We start from the raw sequence: 17758 nt of genomic DNA, 5'->3' as shown, positions 1-17758 counted from the left end.
CCCGGCGGGGCTCAGTAGGGTTTGAAATAGTCGAACGGCTCGCGGCAGTCCAGGCAGCGGTACAGCGCCTTGCATGCGGTCGAGGCGAAGCGCGAGATCTCCTGCGTATGCACGCTGCCGCAGCGCGGGCAGACCACGGTGTCGGGCGCGCCGGCGCGGGCGGCGCGCGGCACGAAGCGCAGCTCCTGCGCGGCGGCGGCCGTGCCGCACTGGCCCGGCGGCGCGATGCCGAATTCCCGCAGGCGCTCGCGCGCGGCCAGGGTGATCCAGTCGGTGGTCCAGGCCGGCGCCAGCACGGTGCGGATGCGCCAAGGCGCCAGGCCGGCATCGTCGAGCGCCTGGCCGATGTCCTCGGCGATCTGCGACATTGCCGGGCAGCCGGAGTAGGTCGGGGTGATGACCACTTCCAGGGGGCCGTCCGATGCGGCGGTGATATCGCGCAGGATGCCCAGCTCGCGGATCGACACCACCGGGATCTCCGGGTCAGGCACGGCCTCGAGCGCCGCCCACGCGCGCGCAAGGCGGTCGTCGGTGGGGCCGTCGGCGGCGCCATCGCTGCGGCGGGGGAGGGTGGCGACTTTCATGCTGGCCAATCCTTGGCGGCGAAGCGTGCGCTTACCATTGCGCACCCGGATGGGCACGTGCCAGCCCCTGCATCTCGCCCAGCAGGTAGCTCATATGCTCGGAATGCACGCCGTGCTTGCCAGTCGAGACAAAGCTCGTGGCCGGCGGCAACGTCAGCGTGGCGGCTTGCAGCGTCTCGGCGACGGTGGCGTCCCAGGCGGGGCGCAGCGTGGCGGTGACGATGCCAATGCCCTGCTCGGCGGCTTCGGTTTCCACCGCGTCCTCGGCAAAGCACTCGTTCATATAGGGCAGCAGGTGCTCCAGCGCGCTCTGCATGCGTGCGTGCGATGCCTCGGTCCCGTCGCCCAGGCGCACCACCCAGCCGGCGGCGTGGTGCAGGTGGTAGCGCGCTTCCTTGACCGACTTGGCGGCGATGGCGGCGACCTGCTCGTCGCGGCTCGCCAGCAGCGCCTGCCACAGCTCGACCATCAGCGCGCTGTACAGGAAGTTGCGCATGATGGTGACGGCGTAGTCGCGCTCGGCGGCCGCGTTTCCGGCGAGCGGGCCGCGGTGCGGCAGCTCCAGTAGCGTCCAGTTGCGGAACTCGCGCTCGGTGCGCCAGTAGGCGTAGTCGTCCTCATGGCGGGGCAGGCCGGTCAGCTCGCCTTCCAGCTCACCGGCGCGGCCGTACAGCAGACGTGCCTGGCCGATCAGGTCCAGGCTGATATTGGCCAGAGCGATGTCCTCTTCCAGCACCGGCCCGTGGCCGCACCATTCGGCGTTGCGCTGGCCCAGGACCAGGGCGTTGTCGGCCAGGCGCAGCAAGTAGCGCAGCGCGGCGGTGCGCGCCGGCGGCAGGTGGTCCAGCGTGGCGGGCGCAGTGGGTGGTGGGGGCGCAGTGATCATGCGGGGCCCTTACATGTGATTGACTTCGTCGGGCAGCTGGTAGAACGTCGGGTGCCGGTAGATTTTGTCGGCCATCGGGTCGAACAGCTCCGGCTTTTCCTCGGCCACGCTCGCGGTGATGGCCGCGGACGGCACCACCCAGATCGACACGCCTTCCTGGCGCCGCGTATAGACGTCGCGCGCCATGTGCAGCGCCTGCTGCGCGTCGGCGGCGTGCAGGCTGCCGCAATGCTTGTGTTCCAGGCCTTGCTTGCTGCGCACGAACACTTCCCACAGCGGCCATTCCTTGCGGTTCATCGTTGTCTCCTCCGTCCTCGCTAACGGGGTTGGGGGGTCAGGCGGCGGCGCGGCTTTCGCGCGCTGCGCGTTCGGCCACCTTGGCGGCGTGCGCCAGCGCGGCCTCGCGCACCCAGGCGCCGTCCTCGTGCGCCTTGACGCGGGTGGCCAGACGCTCCTTGTTGCAGGGGCCGTCGCCGTTGATCACGCGCCACAACTCGTCCCAGTCCAGCGGGCTGTAGTCATAGTGGCCGCGCTCGGCATTCCATTGCAGGCCGGGGTCGGGCAGGGTCACGCCGAGCACGCGCGCCTGTTCGACCGTGGCGTCGACAAACTTCTGGCGCAGGTCGTCGTTGGAGATGCGCTTGATGCCCCAGGCCATGGTCTGGGTGCTGTTGGTTGAGGCTGCGTCGGGCGGGCCGAACATCATCAGGACCGGGAACCACCAGCGGTTGACCGCGTCCTGCACCATCTCGCGCTGGGCGTCGGTGCCGCGCATCATCGCCAGCAGCGCGTCGAAGCCCTGGCGCTGGTGGAACGACTCTTCCTTGCAGATGCGGATCATCGCGCGCGCATACGGGCCGTACGAGCAGCGGCACAGCGGGATCTGGTTCATGATGGCCGCGCCGTCGACCAGCCAGCCGATCACGCCGACATCGGCCCAGGTCAGCGTCGGGTAATTGAAGATCGACGAGTACTTGGCCTTGCCGCTGTGCAGCGCGTCGACCAGGTCGTCGCGCGAGGCATCCAGCGTTTCGGCGGCGGAATACAGGTAGAGGCCGTGGCCGCCTTCGTCCTGCACCTTGGCCAGCAGGATCGCCTTGCGCTTGAGCGACGGGGCCCGGCTGATCCAGTTGCCCTCGGGCAGCATGCCGACGATCTCGGAATGCGCGTGCTGCGAGATCTGGCGCACCAGCGTCTTGCGGTAGGCGGCGGGCATCCAGTCCTGCGGCTCGATCTTGCCGTCGGCGGCCATGCATGCATCGAACGCGGCCTGGCGGGCAGCGTCGTCCTGGGGCGCGTGGGCTTGGCCTGGTTCGGCGTGCTGGCCGGGCAGGTCCAGACTCTGGGTGTACATGGGGCCTCCTCTCGCGGGGGTGCCGCGCTTTTGTCAGGTCCGTTCCGGGCGCGGCGGCTGGCCCTATTATATATAAGCCGACCGGTCGGTCAATTTAAGGTGGAGGCCGTTTCCCGTGCTGATGCCTTGATCCGACCAGGCACGTGGCGACTGCCGCACGTGTAGTATCGAAGCGTGGGCGGCGTTGCCGCCGCCTTCTTGTTTCTGTTCCAGACCTGTCTACGGAGGTAACGCATATGGCAAGCGCGGCATACAGCAAGATCGTGGTAGCGGTGGACGGCAGCAGCACGTCGGAGCTGGCGCTGGGCGAGGCCATCCGCGTGGCGGGCCCGGGCGGCGCCACCGTGCTGGCGATCTATGTCGTCGACAACTTCATGCCCATGTTCGATGCCGGCTACTACGACCCGAGCCAACTGCAGAAGGCGTTCGAGGAAAGCGGCCAGCGTGCGCTGCAAGCGGCGGCGCAGCGGCTTGCAGCGGCCGGTGTGGCGCATGAAACCCGGCTGGTCAGCGAAGCACCGGTGCCCGGCGATATCGGTGCCTCGATCAACGAGGCTGCGCGCCAGTGGGGCGCCGACCTGCTGGTGATCGGCACGCACGGCCGGCGCGGGGTGCGCCGGCTGATGTTGGGCAGCGTGGCCGAGGCAGTGATCCGCCAGTCCACCATGCCGGTGCTGCTGGTGCGCGGCGAAGCCAAGGCAGACTGAGCGCGTGCGGGCGCCGGGGCGGCATCGCCCCTGGCGCCTTCGATCGGAATCCGGTGCAGATCAGCCAGCGAAACGGAAATGGCCGCTGCGCAGCACGATCTCGCGCGCCTCGGTCAGCTCGAACAGGCTTTCGGCCAGGCGCTCGATGCGCTGGCGGTTGCTGGTGAACGCGGCGACCAGGTCCTCCTCACGCGGCGAGCGCGCGCCGAAATGGGCCTCGAGGGCCTCGGCGGTGACGGAATAGAGGGTGGGACTGCCGTTGACCGTGGCGGGACAGGACAGCGTCAGGCTGGCTGCGCAGTAGGTCGGGAGGCTGCGAGGGAACGTGATGTCTGACATGGCGTGCCTCGTGCTGGCGGCGGGTATTAGATCATTCTAGGTCATCGTCGCGTTCCGTAAAGGCTTCCCTCGCCGCGCGTGCGTCGGCGGCCGGCGCTGCTGCCAGATTGCTTCCCTTCGATCAGCCACTGTGCGCCCGCCGGCGCCCCAGCGGCGGGCGCGCGGTGACCCCCAGCGCGCGCAGGTCCGCTACCGCGGCGTGCGCGGCGGCGAGATGCGCGGCGGCATAGTCGGCCTGCTCGGCCAGGAAGGCGTCGAGGGCGCCTGCGGCGCAGCGCGGCAGGACCGTGGGTTCGGCGGTGCCGGCGCGCTCGGCCAGGCCCGGGCGCATTGCCAGCTCGGCCAGTTGCGCTTCGAGCATTGCCATCAGCGCGCGCACTTCGGTGCCGGCGGGCAGCGTAAAAGCGCCCGACTCCACCCCCGCTCGCACCACCCCTGCCAGCGCCGCCATGCGGCGCGCGGTCGCATGCACCCGTTGGTAGGCGCCCGCATAGTCCGGCGCCAGGGCGGCGGCGGACTGGGCCAGCGTGTGCTCGGCGCGGGTGGATGCACGGCCGGCGGCGATGCGCAAGGCTTCCAGGCGCGGCACGGCCGGCGCCGTGGCCGCATCGGCCACTCGGCTGGCGGCCAGGGCGGCGCGCAGGTAGACCGCATTGACCGCCACCGCGTCGACGGCGTGGCGGAACACGCGCGACATTTCCACACGCGGGGCCAGTACATAGTACGTGGCCAGCGCGATCAGGCAGCCCAGCGCGGTGTCGATCCCCCGCAGCGCGGCAAAGTGGCTGCTGTCGATGGCCGGTGCGCCCACCCATGAGAACAGGATCACCGCCGGCGTCAGGCAGAAGGCGAATGCACCCGGCTGCCCGGCCAGCCGATTGGCGTAGGCGCCGGCCAGGAAGGCCGAGCTGATGCCCAGAGCTACCGCGGGCGCCGGATGGAGCAGGCCGATCACGCATGCGCCCAGCGCGCCAGCCAGCGATCCGGCGAACCGCTTCAGCGACACCTGCCGCGTGGTCTGCAGCTGCGGGCTGAGCACCATGATCACCGTCACCGCGACCCAGTAGCCGTGGTCGAGGTGCCATAGCTGCGCCGGCACCAGGCTGAGGCTGCCGGCCAGCGCCAGGCGCAGGGCGTGGCGCGCGGCCAGAGCGTCGCGTGCCGCGTGGTCGGCCAGCGCGCGCAGCATGCGGCCGAGGCCATGGCTCAGGCCCCGGCGTGGCCAGGCAAAGCCGGCACGCCAGGTATCGAAATCGGGGTGGCGCGCCAGGGCCGATAACGCTGAGTGATAGGAAGGCGGGGCACCGGTGTTGGCGCCCGGCGCGGTCAGGCGGCGCAGTTCGTGGCGCAGTGCGGCGCTCAGTGCCGGCAGGTCGGGTGCGTGGCGATCCAGTGCCTGGCTGACCTGCTCGCGGGCATCGGCCACGCTGCGTGCGATATGGCGCAGGGGCAGGCCGTGGACGGCGCCGGCGCGCTCGCGTAGTTCGCCGGCAACGATCAGCAGGGCGAACAGGGCGTCGGCCACGCCTACCGCATAGGCATGGTGCAGTGGGCTGAAGGTGTCGCGCAGGCTGCGGCGCGCAGCGATGGCCAGGCGCGCGGCTTCGATCCGGTTGCGGACGTCCTGTTTGCAAGCGGCAAGGTCGCTGCCGTGGGACGTGTCCGCCAGCGCCGCGGCGAACCGCAACAGGGCATCGTAGGTGGCCAGTACTTCGGCGCGCGGCCGTTCGTCGCGTGCGGACGGGATCAGCGCCAGGCATGCCACGCAAGCGAACACCCCGCCGCGCAGGTAGTCCAGGCCGCCCTGCAGTGCCTGTGCTGCCAGGTCCGGCCCGGTGATCGGCTGCAGGCATGCGGCCACCAGCACCACATAGAGCAGCTTGGCTGCCAGCGCGCTGGCCTGGCCGCGCGTTTCCGCCAGCCCCGCGGCGAGACCGCCCGCCATGACGGCCAGCACGGCCAGCCACGGCGTGGGTGCCACCGCGGCGCCCAGCGCACTCGCCACTGCCCCGCCGATGCCGACCGCGCCCACGCTTGAGAACCGCGCCGACGCGGTCCCCGGCCGGTCCGCCAGGCAAGTCCAGATGGAGGCAGTGGCCGACCACAGGTAGCCCTGCTCGCCGGTCAGCCAGCCCACGCCGGCCAATGCCAGGAACGACAGCGCATAGATGGTCCCGCGTCGGAGCAGCGCGGTTTCGGGCCAGTATTGGATCAGGCGGGCGTTGGCGAACATGCGGGCCGGAAGTAACGAAGGCGGGGCCGGATTGGCCGCCCATCGTCTAGCCACTCTACGACACAGGTTGGTGCGGTGCAACAAAGCCGGCATCGGGGCCGCTTCCGGCGGGTGGTTGCACCGGTACTGGGCGTCGCAAGCCCGCCGAGGTGCGCAAAGCACAAATTCAGCGCTTGTCCCGCCTAATATCAGCAACGCCGGTTGCAGTGGCCGGCGACAGGGCAAAAAAAACCCACGCAGGTTGTGCGTGGGCTGGAATCCACCGAGGTGGTGGAGGAGACAGACTTCACTATACACGCTTTGTTGCGACGCACCAAGTCGTCCATGTGTTAATGTCTGGCGATAAGCACAATAGCGTTGCGTTGATGCAACAGGGTGGAATTTTGCGGCGCGAAATGCACTACCGGAACAGATAAGCGGCGCAAACAGCACAAAAGATGCCGGCTGCATCCGCCACCAGCGCACAACCGAGCGCATGGCGGGTGTTGCGCACATTGACGCTGCCGAAATAAACCGCCAGCACATAGAAGGTGGTTTCGGTCGATCCTTGGATGATCGCTGCCAGCCGGCCCTGGAACGAGTCCACGCCGTAGGTCGTCATCACGTCGACCATCAGCCCTCGGGCGCCCGCGCCCGACAGGATTTTCATCAGTCCAACCGGCAGGGCTGGCACGAAATCGGTATTGACCCCCAGGTAGGCAAAGCCCAGCGTGAGCCAGCCCATCAGCACGTCCATGCAGCCTGTCGCCCGGAACAATCCGATCGCGACCAGGATCGCCACCAGATAAGGAATGATCTGCACGGCGACGCCGAAACCTTCCTTGGCGCCATCGATAAAGGCTTCGTAGACATTGACCCGCCGCAGCGCGCCACAGACCAGGAACAGGGTGATCAGCGACAGGATAAAGCCGGCGCCTGCCAGTGCGGTCACGCTGCCGACCTGCTCCGGCGGCGCGTGGTGCAGCCAGGCGAACATGCCGCCCAGCAGCGCCGCGACCAGCCCGAACGCCGCGAGCACGGCCGGCTGCAACAGGTTGAGCCGCTGTACCCAGGCCACCGCCAACAGCCCCGCCAGGCATGAGCCGCCCGTCGCCAGCAGCGTCGGCAGGAAGATATCGGCGGCATTGAAGCCGACCAGGCCCTGTTTGACCGCAATCGCCTGACGGATCGCAATCACCGAGGTCGGGATCAGCGTGAGCCCGGCCGTATTCAGCACGATGAACATGATCTGGGCGTCGGTGGCGACGTCCGGGCGCCGGTTCAGCGTCTGCAACTCGCGCATGGCGTTCAGGCCGAGCGGCGTGGCGGCGTTGTCCAGGCCGAGCAGGTTGGCCGACACGTTCATCATCATCGCGCCCTGCGCCGGGTGGCCCTGTGGCACGCCGGGAAAGAAATGGCGCAGCAGCGGGTTCACCAGCCGCGCAAAGGCATCGACCACGCCGGCGCGCTCGCCGATGCGCATGATGCCCAGCCACAAGCTCATCACCCCGGCCAGGCCAAGCGCGATCTCGAAGGCCGTGCGCGCGCTGTCGAACAGGCTGGCCAGCATCGCCGGGAAGACGGCAAGGTCGCCGCTGGCCAGGCGGATGCAGGCGGCGAGGAAGGAAATCAGGAAAAAACCGAGCCAGACTACGTTCAGGGCCATCGGATTGCGAATGCTGGGAAGGGATCTCCGGGGTTGCCCCCGGCACAGCGTAGGATCAGCCGATCACGGCCCCACGTTCGGCCAGCAACTCGCGCAGTATGGACCGATGGCAATGCGCCTCATCTTCGCAATAGCAACCCACTGAGAAGTTGGTCTGGTGCGACAGCGCGGCCAGCAGGTCGAGCGTACGGCTCGCTTCGGGTTCGGCCATTTCCTTGCGGAAGTGCCTGACGAACGCGCGCCATTCCTTGTCGTCGCTGGCCGCCAGCGCCTGTGCCACCAGTTCAGGCGAAGGCGACAGCGCGGGATACCAGACATCGTAGAAATCGCGGCTGGCAAACTCGGACTTGGGCACGCCGCGCGGCGGCCGCCGTACCGTGCCGATGCGCAGGCCTTCATCGGCCGCGCGTGGCGAACCCAGTTTTACGATTCGGATGGTCATGGATGATCCCGCTGATGTTCGCCTACGCGGTTGCGTCGGGCTTCGCGTTTGCCTCAAGCCCCAGATCATGAATCATGGTGTCGCGCATGACAAACTTCTGCACCTTTCCTGTGACAGTCATCGGCATTTCCGAGACAAAGCGGATATAGCGCGGGATCTTATAGTGGGCGATCTGGTCGCGGCAGAAGGCGCGGATCTCTTCCTCGGTGGCGATCTGGCCGGGTTTGAGCACGATCCAGGCGCAGACTTCCTCGCCGTACTTCTGGTCAGGCACGCCGAACACCTGGACCGCCTGGACCTTGGGATGGCGGAACAGGAACTCCTCGATCTCGCGCGGATAGATGTTCTCGCCGCCGCGGATCAGCATGTCCTTCACCCGGCCGACGATATTGCAGTAACCCTCGTCGTCGATAGTGGCCAGGTCGCCGGTGTGCATCCAGCCGTCGCGGATCGCCTCCTGCGTGCGCGCCTCGTCTTCCCAGTAGCCCTGCATCACGGAATAGCCGCGAGTGCACAGCTCGCCGGTGGTGCCAGTCGGCACGATCTGGCCGAGCGCGTCGACCACCTTGCACTCCAGGTGCGGCTGCACGCGGCCGACGGTGGAGACGCGCTTGTCGAGCGGGTCGTCGGTGGCGCTCTGGAACGAGACCGGGCTGGTCTCGGTCATGCCGTAGGCGATGGTGACCTCGGCCATGTGCATATCGGCGACTACCCGCTTCATGACCTCGATCGGGCAGGGGGCGCCGGCCATGATGCCGGTGCGCAACGCGGAGAAGTCGAAACGACTGAACTCTGGGTGGTCGAGCTGGGCGATGAACATGGTTGGCACGCCGTGCAGGGCGGTGCAACGTTCCGCACTGACGGCCTCCATGGTCGCCAGCGGATCGAAAGCCTCGCCAGGAAAGACCATGCAGGCCCCGACCGAAACGCAGGCCAGCACCGACAGCACCATGCCGAAGCAGTGATAGAGCGGCACTGGGATGCACAAAACGTCCCTGGACCCGAAGCGCATTGCAATCGCCACGAAGCGGCCGTTGTTAACTACATTGTGGTGGGTCAGCGTGGCGCCCTTGGGGTTGCCGGTGGTGCCGCTCGTGAACTGGATATTGATGGCGTCGTGCGGGCTGAGGGTGGCGGTAATGGCGTCCAGCCGGACCGCATCCGGCTCGGCCAGCAGCGCCTCGTAGTTCAGCATGCCTGGCGTGGCCTCCGCACCCATGCGCGCGAGCCATTGCAGCTTAGGCAGGCGCGCGGCGCGTAGCGCGCCGGGTTCCGCCTGGGCCAACTCCGGCGCCAGCGCCAGCAGCGTACCCAGGTAGTCGCTGGTCTTGAAGCGCGCGGCGGTGATCAGCATGCGCACGCCGGCCTTGTTCAGTGCATATTCCAGTTCGGCCTGGCGGTAGGCCGGGTTGATATTGACCAGGATTGCGCCTATGCGGGCGGTGGCGAACTGGGTCACCAGCCACTCGGGCCGGTTCGGCGCCCAGATACCGACGCGGTCGCCGGGCTGGATGCCGCGCTGGAGCAGGCCGCTGGCCAGGCGGTCGACCTGGTCGGCAAACTCGACCCAGCTCCAGCGCACGCCATGCTCGCGGAACACCACGGCCGGGCCGCCGGGGTTTGCCGCGACGGCCCGGGCCAGCAGTGCAGGGATCGTCTCGTCGGAAAGGGGAATGTCGGGATTGCCGGCAACCAGCGACAGGCCGGGCTTCACGGGTTGGGTCATCTTGTCTCCTTCAACTGCTCTGATCGTATTCGACGCCTATATATAGAAGAGAAGGCGGTTCGGGTTGGGTCAGCGCCTTGGCATCAGCTTAAGCCGAGCCTCGGCAGGAAGCTGTCGCCATCACGACATTTGAGGCGTACACGCCGCTTTTGTCGATTCCGCGAATTATTTCGCGAAATCGCTTGCCAAGCCCGCATGGCTCCCTTAATATTCGCCCCCTCGCAACACAACGCAGCGCTGCAAAGCAGGCGCAGCAAGGGTTGCGGGGTCGGCCGGGAGGTTGGCGCAGCGAGGTTTGCAGCGCTGACCGCAGCAAAAAAAGATTGCTGAAACGGTTGACGAAACGAAGAAAGCTCTGCATAATCTCTTTCTCTGCTGCTGACGCAGCGACGCAAACGGCAAAGCCGGAGGCGAGGTCGAAAGACCGGGTTCTTTAACAACCAAACAACCGATAAGTGTGGGCGCTGGGTAGCGGACGCCGCTGTCTTCGGACAGTGTTGCTTCAAAAGTTATCAGTGCTCGCACAGCAAAACGTGACTGGATCTTCGGATCTGGTCAGTCAGTTTTCTGAGAGTGAGCGACCGCTCGAAAGAGCGAGGACCCGCGAGGGTCCACACAGAGATTGAACTGAAGAGTTTGATCCTGGCTCAGATTGAACGCTGGCGGCATGCCTTACACATGCAAGTCGAACGGCAGCACGGGCTTCGGCCTGGTGGCGAGTGGCGAACGGGTGAGTAATACATCGGAACGTGCCCTGTAGTGGGGGATAACTAGTCGAAAGATTAGCTAATACCGCATACGACCTGAGGGTGAAAGCGGGGGACCGCAAGGCCTCGCGCTACAGGAGCGGCCGATGTCTGATTAGCTAGTTGGTGGGGTAAGAGCCTACCAAGGCGACGATCAGTAGCTGGTCTGAGAGGACGATCAGCCACACTGGGACTGAGACACGGCCCAGACTCCTACGGGAGGCAGCAGTGGGGAATTTTGGACAATGGGGGCAACCCTGATCCAGCAATGCCGCGTGTGTGAAGAAGGCCTTCGGGTTGTAAAGCACTTTTGTCCGGAAAGAAATGGCCTGGGATAATACCCCGGGTCGATGACGGTACCGGAAGAATAAGCACCGGCTAACTACGTGCCAGCAGCCGCGGTAATACGTAGGGTGCGAGCGTTAATCGGAATTACTGGGCGTAAAGCGTGCGCAGGCGGTTTTGTAAGACAGGCGTGAAATCCCCGAGCTTAACTTGGGAATGGCGCTTGTGACTGCAAGGCTAGAGTATGTCAGAGGGGGGTAGAATTCCACGTGTAGCAGTGAAATGCGTAGAGATGTGGAGGAATACCGATGGCGAAGGCAGCCCCCTGGGACGTCACTGACGCTCATGCACGAAAGCGTGGGGAGCAAACAGGATTAGATACCCTGGTAGTCCACGCCCTAAACGATGTCAACTAGTTGTTGGGGATTCATTTCTTCAGTAACGTAGCTAACGCGTGAAGTTGACCGCCTGGGGAGTACGGTCGCAAGATTAAAACTCAAAGGAATTGACGGGGACCCGCACAAGCGGTGGATGATGTGGATTAATTCGATGCAACGCGAAAAACCTTACCTACCCTTGACATGCCACTAACGAAGCAGAGATGCATTAGGTGCCCGAAAGGGAAAGTGGACACAGGTGCTGCATGGCTGTCGTCAGCTCGTGTCGTGAGATGTTGGGTTAAGTCCCGCAACGAGCGCAACCCTTGTCTTTAGTTGCTACGCAAGAGCACTCTAGAGAGACTGCCGGTGACAAACCGGAGGAAGGTGGGGATGACGTCAAGTCCTCATGGCCCTTATGGGTAGGGCTTCACACGTCATACAATGGTGCGTACAGAGGGTTGCCAACCCGCGAGGGGGAGCTAATCCCAGAAAACGCATCGTAGTCCGGATCGTAGTCTGCAACTCGACTACGTGAAGCTGGAATCGCTAGTAATCGCGGATCAGCATGCCGCGGTGAATACGTTCCCGGGTCTTGTACACACCGCCCGTCACACCATGGGAGTGGGTTTTGCCAGAAGTAGTTAGCCTAACCGCAAGGAGGGCGATTACCACGGCAGGGTTCATGACTGGGGTGAAGTCGTAACAAGGTAGCCGTATCGGAAGGTGCGGCTGGATCACCTCCTTTCCAGAGGCTTGTGTCTCAAGCCTAGCGTTCACACTTATCGGTTTGTTTGCTGTTACAGCCAAGGGTCTGTAGCTCAGGTGGTTAGAGCACCGTCTTGATAAGGCGGGGGTCGTAGGTTCAAGTCCTACCAGACCCACCAAGTTATCCATGCGGGGGATTAGCTCAGCTGGGAGAGCACCTGCTTTGCAAGCAGGGGGTCGTCGGTTCGATCCCGTCATCCTCCACCATCGCTTCGATGGGCCTGGTACCTTGGATTGGTGGTCAAATGCAAGCGCTTAGCATTGAGCGTTTGCATTTGGCATTGCCAAGCGATCTAACGATCGGCTGTTCTTTAACAATATGGGATGTAGTAAAGGTGTCGCGCGAGCGTTGATGAGACGCTGCAGTACCAACGCGATACCGGGTTGTGATTGTATCAACCAAAATGTATTTAAGTGATCGAAAGATGACTTGGAATACGGCACAAATGCGAGAACTCATCCTGTAGCGAGGTCTTCGAGCGATCGAGACACACTCGTTATAGGGTCAAGCGAACAAGTGCATGTGGTGGATGCCTTGGCGATCACAGGCGATGAAGGACGCGGTAGCCTGCGAAAAGCTTCGGGGAGCTGGCAAACAAGCTTTGATCCGGAGATGTCCGAATGGGGAAACCCGGCCCGTATGGGTCATCCCACACTGAATTCATAGGTGTGGGAAGCGAACGCGGCGAACTGAAACATCTAAGTAGCTGCAGGAACAGAAATCAACCGAGATTCCCAGAGTAGTGGCGAACGAAATGGGAAGAGCCTTGTACTCTTTAGCAGCATTGTTAGCAGAACGGGATGGAAAGCCCGGCCATAGCAGGTGATAGCCCTGTATGCGAAAACAGCGTTGTGGAACTAGGTGTACGACAAGTAGGGCGGGACACGTGAAATCCTGTCTGAAGATGGGGGGACCATCCTCCAAGGCTAAATACTCGTGATCGACCGATAGTGAACCAGTACCGTGAGGGAAAGGCGAAAAGAACCCCGGGAGGGGAGTGAAATAGATCCTGAAACCGCATGCATACAAACAGTCGGAGCCCTTTCGGGGGTGACGGCGTACCTTTTGTATAATGGGTCAGCGACTTACATTCAGTGGCAAGCTTAACCGATTAGGGAAGGCGTAGCGAAAGCGAGTCCGAACAGGGCGTTGAGTCGCTGGGTGTAGACCCGAAACCAGATGATCTATCCATGGCCAGGTTGAAGGTGCGGTAACACGTACTGGAGGACCGAACCCACTAACGTTGAAAAGTTAGGGGATGAGCTGTGGATAGGGGTGAAAGGCTAAACAAATCTGGAAATAGCTGGTTCTCTCCGAAAACTATTTAGGTAGTGCCTCGTGTGTCACCTTCGGGGGTAGAGCACTGTCATGGTTGGGGGGTCTATTGCTGATTACCCCGCCATAGCAAACTCCGAATACCGAAGAGTGCAATCACGGGAGACAGACATCGGGTGCTAACGTCCGGTGTCAAGAGGGAAACAACCCAGACCGCCAGCTAAGGTCCCCAAGATTGGCTAAGTGGGAAACGAAGTGGGAAGGCTAAAACAGTCAGGAGGTTGGCTTAGAAGCAGCCACCCTTTAAAGAAAGCGTAATAGCTCACTGATCGAGTCGTCCTGCGCGGAAGATGTAACGGGGCTAAGCCAGTCACCGAAGCTGCGGACGCACGCAAGTGCGTGGTAGGAGAGCGTTCTGTAAGCCTGTGAAGGTGTCTTGTAAAGGATGCTGGAGGTATCAGAAGTGCGAATGCTGACATGAGTAGCGATAAAGGGGGTGAAAGGCCCCCTCGCCGTAAGCCCAAGGTTTCCTACGCAACGTTCATCGGCGTAGGGTGAGTCGGCCCCTAAGGCGAGGCAGAGATGCGTAGCTGATGGGAAGCAGGTTAATATTCCTGCACCGTCGTATGATGCGATGGGGGGACGGATCGCGGAAGGTTGTCCGGGTGTTGGAAGTCCCGGTCCCTGCATTGGAGAAGGCGCTCAGGCAAATCCGGGCGCGGAATTCAAGGATGCGGGGCGAGCGGCCTAGTGCTGCGAAGCAATTGGAAGTGGTTCCAAGAAAAGCCTCTAAGCTTCAGTCATACGAGACCGTACCGCAAACCGACACAGGTGGGCGAGATGAGTATTCTAAGGCGCTTGAGAGAACTCGGGAGAAGGAACTCGGCAAATTGGTACCGTAACTTCGGGATAAGGTACGCCCTGGTAGCTTGACTGGCCTGCGCCAGAAGGGTGACGGGGTTGCAATAAAATGGTGGCTGCGACTGTTTAATAAAAACACAGCACTCTGCAAACACGAAAGTGGACGTATAGGGTGTGACGCCTGCCCGGTGCCGGAAGATTAAATGATGGGGTGCAAGCTCTTGATTGAAGTCCCGGTAAACGGCGGCCGTAACTATAACGGTCCTAAGGTAGCGAAATTCCTTGTCGGGTAAGTTCCGACCTGCACGAATGGCGTAACGATGGCCACACTGTCTCCTCCCGAGACTCAGCGAAGTTGAAGTGTTTGTGATGATGCAATCTCCCCGCGGCTAGACGGAAAGACCCCATGAACCTTTACTGTAGCTTTGCATTGGACTTTGAACCGATCTGTGTAGGATAGGTGGGAGGCTTTGAAGCGTGGACGCTAGTTCACGTGGAGCCGTCCTTGAAATACCACCCTGGTTTGTTTGAGGTTCTAACCTTGGCCCGTGAATCCGGGTCGGGGACAGTGCATGGTAGGCAGTTTGACTGGGGCGGTCTCCTCCCAAAGTGTAACGGAGGAGTTCGAAGGTACGCTTGGTACGGTCGGACATCGTACCTAAAGTGCAATGGCAAAAGCGTGCTTAACTGCGAGACCGACAAGTCGAGCAGGTGCGAAAGCAGGACATAGTGATCCGGTGGTTCTGAATGGAAGGGCCATCGCTCAACGGATAAAAGGTACTCTGGGGATAACAGGCTGATACCGCCCAAGAGTTCATATCGACGGCGGTGTTTGGCACCTCGATGTCGGCTCATCTCATCCTGGGGCTGTAGCCGGTCCCAAGGGTATGGCTGTTCGCCATTTAAAGAGGTACGTGAGCTGGGTTTAAAACGTCGTGAGACAGTTTGGTCCCTATCTGCCGTGGGCGTTGGAATCTTGACGGGGGCTGCTCCTAGTACGAGAGGACCGGAGTGGACGTACCGCTGGTGTACCTGTTGTCTCGCCAGAGGCATCGCAGGGTAGCTATGTACGGAAGAGATAACCGCTGAAAGCATCTAAGCGGGAAACTCGCCTGAAGATGAGGATTCCCTGGAGGCTTGACCTCCTTGAAGGGTCGTTCGAGACCAGGACGTTGATAGGCTGGGTGTGGAAGCGCAGTAATGCGTTAAGCTAACCAGTACTAATTGCCCGTAAGGCTTGATCCTATAACCAGTGTGTTTTACCTGGTGTGTGTGATCGCGACTGTGCCGAAACAGTTGACACAAGACGCACAACCCCAACTACATCCCTATTCGCAGCGTTGGCCTCAACCCCAGCGTTGCAACCCCTTATGCCTGGTGACCATAGCGAGTTGGAACCACCCCTTCCCATCCCGAACAGGTCCGTGAAACGACTCCGCGCCGATGATAGTGCGGATTACCCGTGTGAAAGTAGGTCATCGCCAGGCTCTTATACCGCAAAACCCCTCGACAGCTGATGCTGCGAGGGGTTTTGTCTTTTCCGGTTGTCGGTGTGCGTGCCGCCGGCGCCCGCCAGGCGGCCTAAGAGCGTCCAGGAGCTGCGCCGGAAAGCCCTATAGGGTGAGAACGCAGAAATCTAAACTGCGCTTGTGGGAGCGATCAGGCGGCGTCAAGCGCCACGCTGGAACGCCTTCCCTAGTCTGAACAAGTACAGCATCCGCAACGGAAAGTGCTTGACAGGCGAGGTGAACAGCCCCATAATCGATAGTTCTCTGCGGAGAGGTGCCCGAGTGGCTAAAGGGGGCAGACTGTAAATCTGTTGGCTTACGCCTACGCTGGTTCGAATCCAGCCCTCTCCACCAGAATGTAAGACAGCAGCCGGCAGTGCCGGTGAAGAAGCAGGAAAGAACCGGGCGGGTGTAGCTCAATGGTAGAGCAGAAGCCTTCCAAGCTTACGACGAGGGTTCGATTCCCTTCACCCGCTCCAGTCGCGCGGTTGCTGTCAAAGTAGTACGTCAAGTTTCGCCCATGTGGCTCAGTGGTAGAGCACTCCCTTGGTAAGGGAGAGGTCGGCAGTTCGATCCTGCCCATGGGCACCAATACCACGCACTGGCAATATCGCTACCGAGACAGGAGTCGCGAAATGGCAAAGGAAAAGTTCGAGCGGACCAAGCCGCACGTGAACGTTGGTACGATTGGTCACGTTGACCATGGCAAGACCACGCTGACGGCAGCGATCGCTACGGTGCTGGCTGCGAAGTTCGGTGGTGCCGCCAAAAAGTACGACGAAATCGACGCAGCGCCGGAAGAAAAGGCACGCGGTATTACCATCAATACCGCCCACGTCGAGTACGAAACGGCCAACCGCCACTACGCGCACGTTGACTGCCCGGGCCACGCTGACTATGTGAAGAACATGATCACGGGTGCTGCCCAGATGGACGGCGCAATCCTGGTGTGCTCGGCCGCTGACGGCCCGATGCCGCAAACGCGTGAGCACATCCTGCTGGCCCGCCAGGTTGGCGTGCCTTACATCATCGTGTTCCTGAACAAGTGCGACATGGTGGACGACGCTGAACTGCTCGAGCTGGTCGAGATGGAAGTTCGCGAGCTGCTGTCGAAGTACGAGTTCCCCGGCGACGACACCCCGATCATCAAGGGTTCGGCCAAGCTGGCGCTGGAAGGCGACAAGGGCGAGCTGGGCGAAGTGGCCATCATGAACCTGGCCGACGCCCTGGACAACTACATCCCGACGCCGGAGCGTGCCGTTGACGGTACCTTCCTGATGCCGGTGGAAGACGTGTTCTCGATCTCGGGTCGCGGCACCGTGGTGACCGGCCGTATCGAGCGTGGCGTGATCAAGGTCGGCGAAGAAATCGAAATCGTCGGTATCCGCCCGACCGTGAAGACCACCTGCACCGGCGTGGAAATGTTCCGCAAGCTGCTGGACCAGGGTCAAGCTGGCGACAACGTCGGCCTGCTGCTGCGCGGTACCAAGCGTGAAGACGTCGAGCGCGGCCAAGTGCTGTGCAAGCCGGGTTCGATCAAGCCGCACACCCACTTCACCGGCGAGGTGTACATCCTGTCGAAGGACGAAGGCGGCCGTCACACCCCGTTCTTCAACAACTACCGCCCGCAGTTCTACTTCCGTACCACCGACGTGACCGGCTCGATCGAGCTGCCGGCGGACAAGGAAATGGTGATGCCGGGTGACAACGTGTCGATCACCGTCAAGCTGATCGCCCCGATCGCCATGGAAGAAGGCCTGCGCTTCGCTATCCGTGAAGGCGGCCGTACCGTCGGCGCCGGCGTCGTGGCAAAGATCCTCGACTAAGTTGTTCGATAGCGAACGCGGCACCAACCGGCCGCGTTCGTTGCCAGAAAGGGGTTGGCGCGTGCGTCGGCCCCCAGTTGTTTTAGGGGTATAGCTCAACTGGCAGAGCGTCGGTCTCCAAAACCGAAGGTTGGGGGTTCGATTCCCTCTGCCCCTGCCAAATCAATCAGCCGCGTCGCGAAGAACAATCGTGAC

At 62.8% G+C, this 17758-nt stretch carries 11 protein-coding genes, 6 tRNA genes and 3 rRNA genes; 11 read left to right on the top strand and 9 right to left on the bottom strand.

The genetic code is table 11. The features are described 5' to 3' along the window. Positions 1-11 precede the first annotated feature (11 nt). The 4 genes from paaD to paaA are packed head-to-tail and all read right to left on the bottom strand — an operon-like array spanning position 12 to position 2824. The gene (paaD, locus tag AC10V3_RS19240) at positions 12-584 is read right to left on the bottom strand and encodes a 1,2-phenylacetyl-CoA epoxidase subunit PaaD (protein WP_349609767.1); all 573 of its coding nucleotides are present in this window, start codon (positions 582-584) and stop codon (positions 12-14) included. A gap of 31 nt (positions 585-615) precedes the next feature. Continuing rightward, positions 616-1470 (bottom strand): 1,2-phenylacetyl-CoA epoxidase subunit PaaC, encoded by an 855-nt coding sequence (gene paaC, locus AC10V3_RS19235; protein ID WP_022536880.1) that lies wholly within the window; start codon positions 1468-1470, stop codon positions 616-618. 9 nt (positions 1471-1479) lie between these two features. Further along, positions 1480-1767: a 1,2-phenylacetyl-CoA epoxidase subunit PaaB gene (gene paaB, locus AC10V3_RS19230; RefSeq protein WP_349609769.1), complete on the bottom strand. Its 288-nt coding sequence runs from the start codon at positions 1765-1767 to the stop codon at positions 1480-1482. 37 nt (positions 1768-1804) lie between these two features. Then, the gene (paaA, locus tag AC10V3_RS19225; RefSeq protein WP_022536878.1) at positions 1805-2824 is read right to left on the bottom strand and encodes a 1,2-phenylacetyl-CoA epoxidase subunit PaaA; all 1020 of its coding nucleotides are present in this window, start codon (positions 2822-2824) and stop codon (positions 1805-1807) included. A gap of 236 nt (positions 2825-3060) precedes the next feature. On the opposite strand from paaA, the gene AC10V3_RS19220 reads away from it, so the two are divergent. Then, positions 3061-3531 (top strand): universal stress protein, encoded by a 471-nt coding sequence (locus AC10V3_RS19220; RefSeq protein ID WP_349609771.1) that lies wholly within the window; start codon positions 3061-3063, stop codon positions 3529-3531. A 60-nt stretch (positions 3532-3591) separates the two neighbouring features. Here the strand turns inward: AC10V3_RS19220 and AC10V3_RS19215 are convergent, their stop codons facing one another. The 5 genes from AC10V3_RS19215 to AC10V3_RS19195 all read right to left on the bottom strand — a co-directional run bounded on the left by AC10V3_RS19215 (position 3592) and on the right by AC10V3_RS19195 (position 9916). Then, positions 3592-3870: a DUF1488 family protein gene (locus tag AC10V3_RS19215; protein WP_013958269.1), complete on the bottom strand. Its 279-nt coding sequence runs from the start codon at positions 3868-3870 to the stop codon at positions 3592-3594. A 121-nt stretch (positions 3871-3991) separates the two neighbouring features. Next, entirely contained in the window at positions 3992-6103 is a 2112-nt protein-coding gene (locus AC10V3_RS19210) for an FUSC family protein (protein ID WP_022536876.1), read from the bottom strand. Between the two features lie 400 nt (positions 6104-6503). Next, entirely contained in the window at positions 6504-7748 is a 1245-nt protein-coding gene (locus AC10V3_RS19205; RefSeq protein WP_022536875.1) for a nucleoside recognition domain-containing protein, read from the bottom strand. Between the two features lie 55 nt (positions 7749-7803). Then, positions 7804-8190 (bottom strand): DUF488 domain-containing protein, encoded by a 387-nt coding sequence (locus tag AC10V3_RS19200; protein ID WP_022536874.1) that lies wholly within the window; start codon positions 8188-8190, stop codon positions 7804-7806. A gap of 22 nt (positions 8191-8212) precedes the next feature. After that, positions 8213-9916, bottom strand: coding sequence for an AMP-binding protein (locus AC10V3_RS19195; RefSeq protein WP_022536873.1), 1704 nt, complete (start codon positions 9914-9916; stop codon positions 8213-8215). Between the two features lie 624 nt (positions 9917-10540). Here AC10V3_RS19195 and AC10V3_RS19190 point away from each other — a divergent pair. From AC10V3_RS19190 to AC10V3_RS19145, 10 genes are all read left to right on the top strand, one after another. Further along, a 16S ribosomal RNA gene (locus AC10V3_RS19190) occupies positions 10541-12072 on the top strand. Between the two features lie 62 nt (positions 12073-12134). Continuing rightward, positions 12135-12211, top strand: a tRNA-Ile gene (locus tag AC10V3_RS19185). Positions 12212-12223: 12 nt separating this feature from the next. Continuing rightward, positions 12224-12299: transfer RNA gene (locus tag AC10V3_RS19180), tRNA-Ala, on the top strand. A gap of 296 nt (positions 12300-12595) precedes the next feature. Further along, a 23S ribosomal RNA gene (locus AC10V3_RS19175) occupies positions 12596-15474 on the top strand. Positions 15475-15602: 128 nt separating this feature from the next. Next, a 5S ribosomal RNA gene (gene rrf / locus AC10V3_RS19170) occupies positions 15603-15716 on the top strand. The 16S, 23S and 5S rRNA genes sit together here with 5 tRNA genes alongside, the layout of an rRNA operon. A 289-nt stretch (positions 15717-16005) precedes the next feature. After that, positions 16006-16091, top strand: a tRNA-Tyr gene (locus tag AC10V3_RS19165). Positions 16092-16142: 51 nt separating this feature from the next. Continuing rightward, positions 16143-16216, top strand: a tRNA-Gly gene (locus tag AC10V3_RS19160). A gap of 37 nt (positions 16217-16253) precedes the next feature. Next, positions 16254-16328: transfer RNA gene (locus AC10V3_RS19155), tRNA-Thr, on the top strand. A gap of 44 nt (positions 16329-16372) precedes the next feature. Beyond that, on the top strand, positions 16373-17563 hold the full coding sequence (gene tuf, locus AC10V3_RS19150) for an elongation factor Tu (RefSeq protein WP_022536864.1): 1191 nt from the start codon (positions 16373-16375) through the stop codon (positions 17561-17563). Between the two features lie 84 nt (positions 17564-17647). Next, positions 17648-17723, top strand: a tRNA-Trp gene (locus AC10V3_RS19145). The last annotated feature ends 35 nt before the right edge of the window (positions 17724-17758 follow it).

The sequence above is a fragment of the Cupriavidus sp. PB-02 genome, from assembly GCF_058252315.1.
Note: the sequence above shows the minus strand (reverse complement) of the source record. Positions and strands in the feature narration are given on the sequence as shown.

What these genes read in the sequence shown, in the direction of transcription:
- AC10V3_RS19210 (WP_022536876.1), bottom strand. Translation starts at nt 6,103, where the DNA reads ATGTTCGCCAACGCCCGCCTGATCCAATACTGGCCCGAAACCGCGCTG.
- paaD (WP_349609767.1), bottom strand. Translation starts at nt 584, where the DNA reads ATGAAAGTCGCCACCCTCCCCCGCCGCAGCGATGGCGCCGCCGACGGC.
- AC10V3_RS19205 (WP_022536875.1), bottom strand. Translation starts at nt 7,748, where the DNA reads ATGGCCCTGAACGTAGTCTGGCTCGGTTTTTTCCTGATTTCCTTCCTC.
- AC10V3_RS19195 (WP_022536873.1), bottom strand. Translation starts at nt 9,916, where the DNA reads ATGACCCAACCCGTGAAGCCCGGCCTGTCGCTGGTTGCCGGCAATCCC.
- AC10V3_RS19200 (WP_022536874.1), bottom strand. Translation starts at nt 8,190, where the DNA reads ATGACCATCCGAATCGTAAAACTGGGTTCGCCACGCGCGGCCGATGAA.
- AC10V3_RS19220 (WP_349609771.1), top strand. Translation starts at nt 3,061, where the DNA reads ATGGCAAGCGCGGCATACAGCAAGATCGTGGTAGCGGTGGACGGCAGC.
- AC10V3_RS19215 (WP_013958269.1), bottom strand. Translation starts at nt 3,870, where the DNA reads ATGTCAGACATCACGTTCCCTCGCAGCCTCCCGACCTACTGCGCAGCC.
- paaA (WP_022536878.1), bottom strand. Translation starts at nt 2,824, where the DNA reads ATGTACACCCAGAGTCTGGACCTGCCCGGCCAGCACGCCGAACCAGGC.
- paaC (WP_022536880.1), bottom strand. Translation starts at nt 1,470, where the DNA reads ATGATCACTGCGCCCCCACCACCCACTGCGCCCGCCACGCTGGACCAC.
- paaB (WP_349609769.1), bottom strand. Translation starts at nt 1,767, where the DNA reads ATGAACCGCAAGGAATGGCCGCTGTGGGAAGTGTTCGTGCGCAGCAAG.
- tuf (WP_022536864.1), top strand. Translation starts at nt 16,373, where the DNA reads ATGGCAAAGGAAAAGTTCGAGCGGACCAAGCCGCACGTGAACGTTGGT.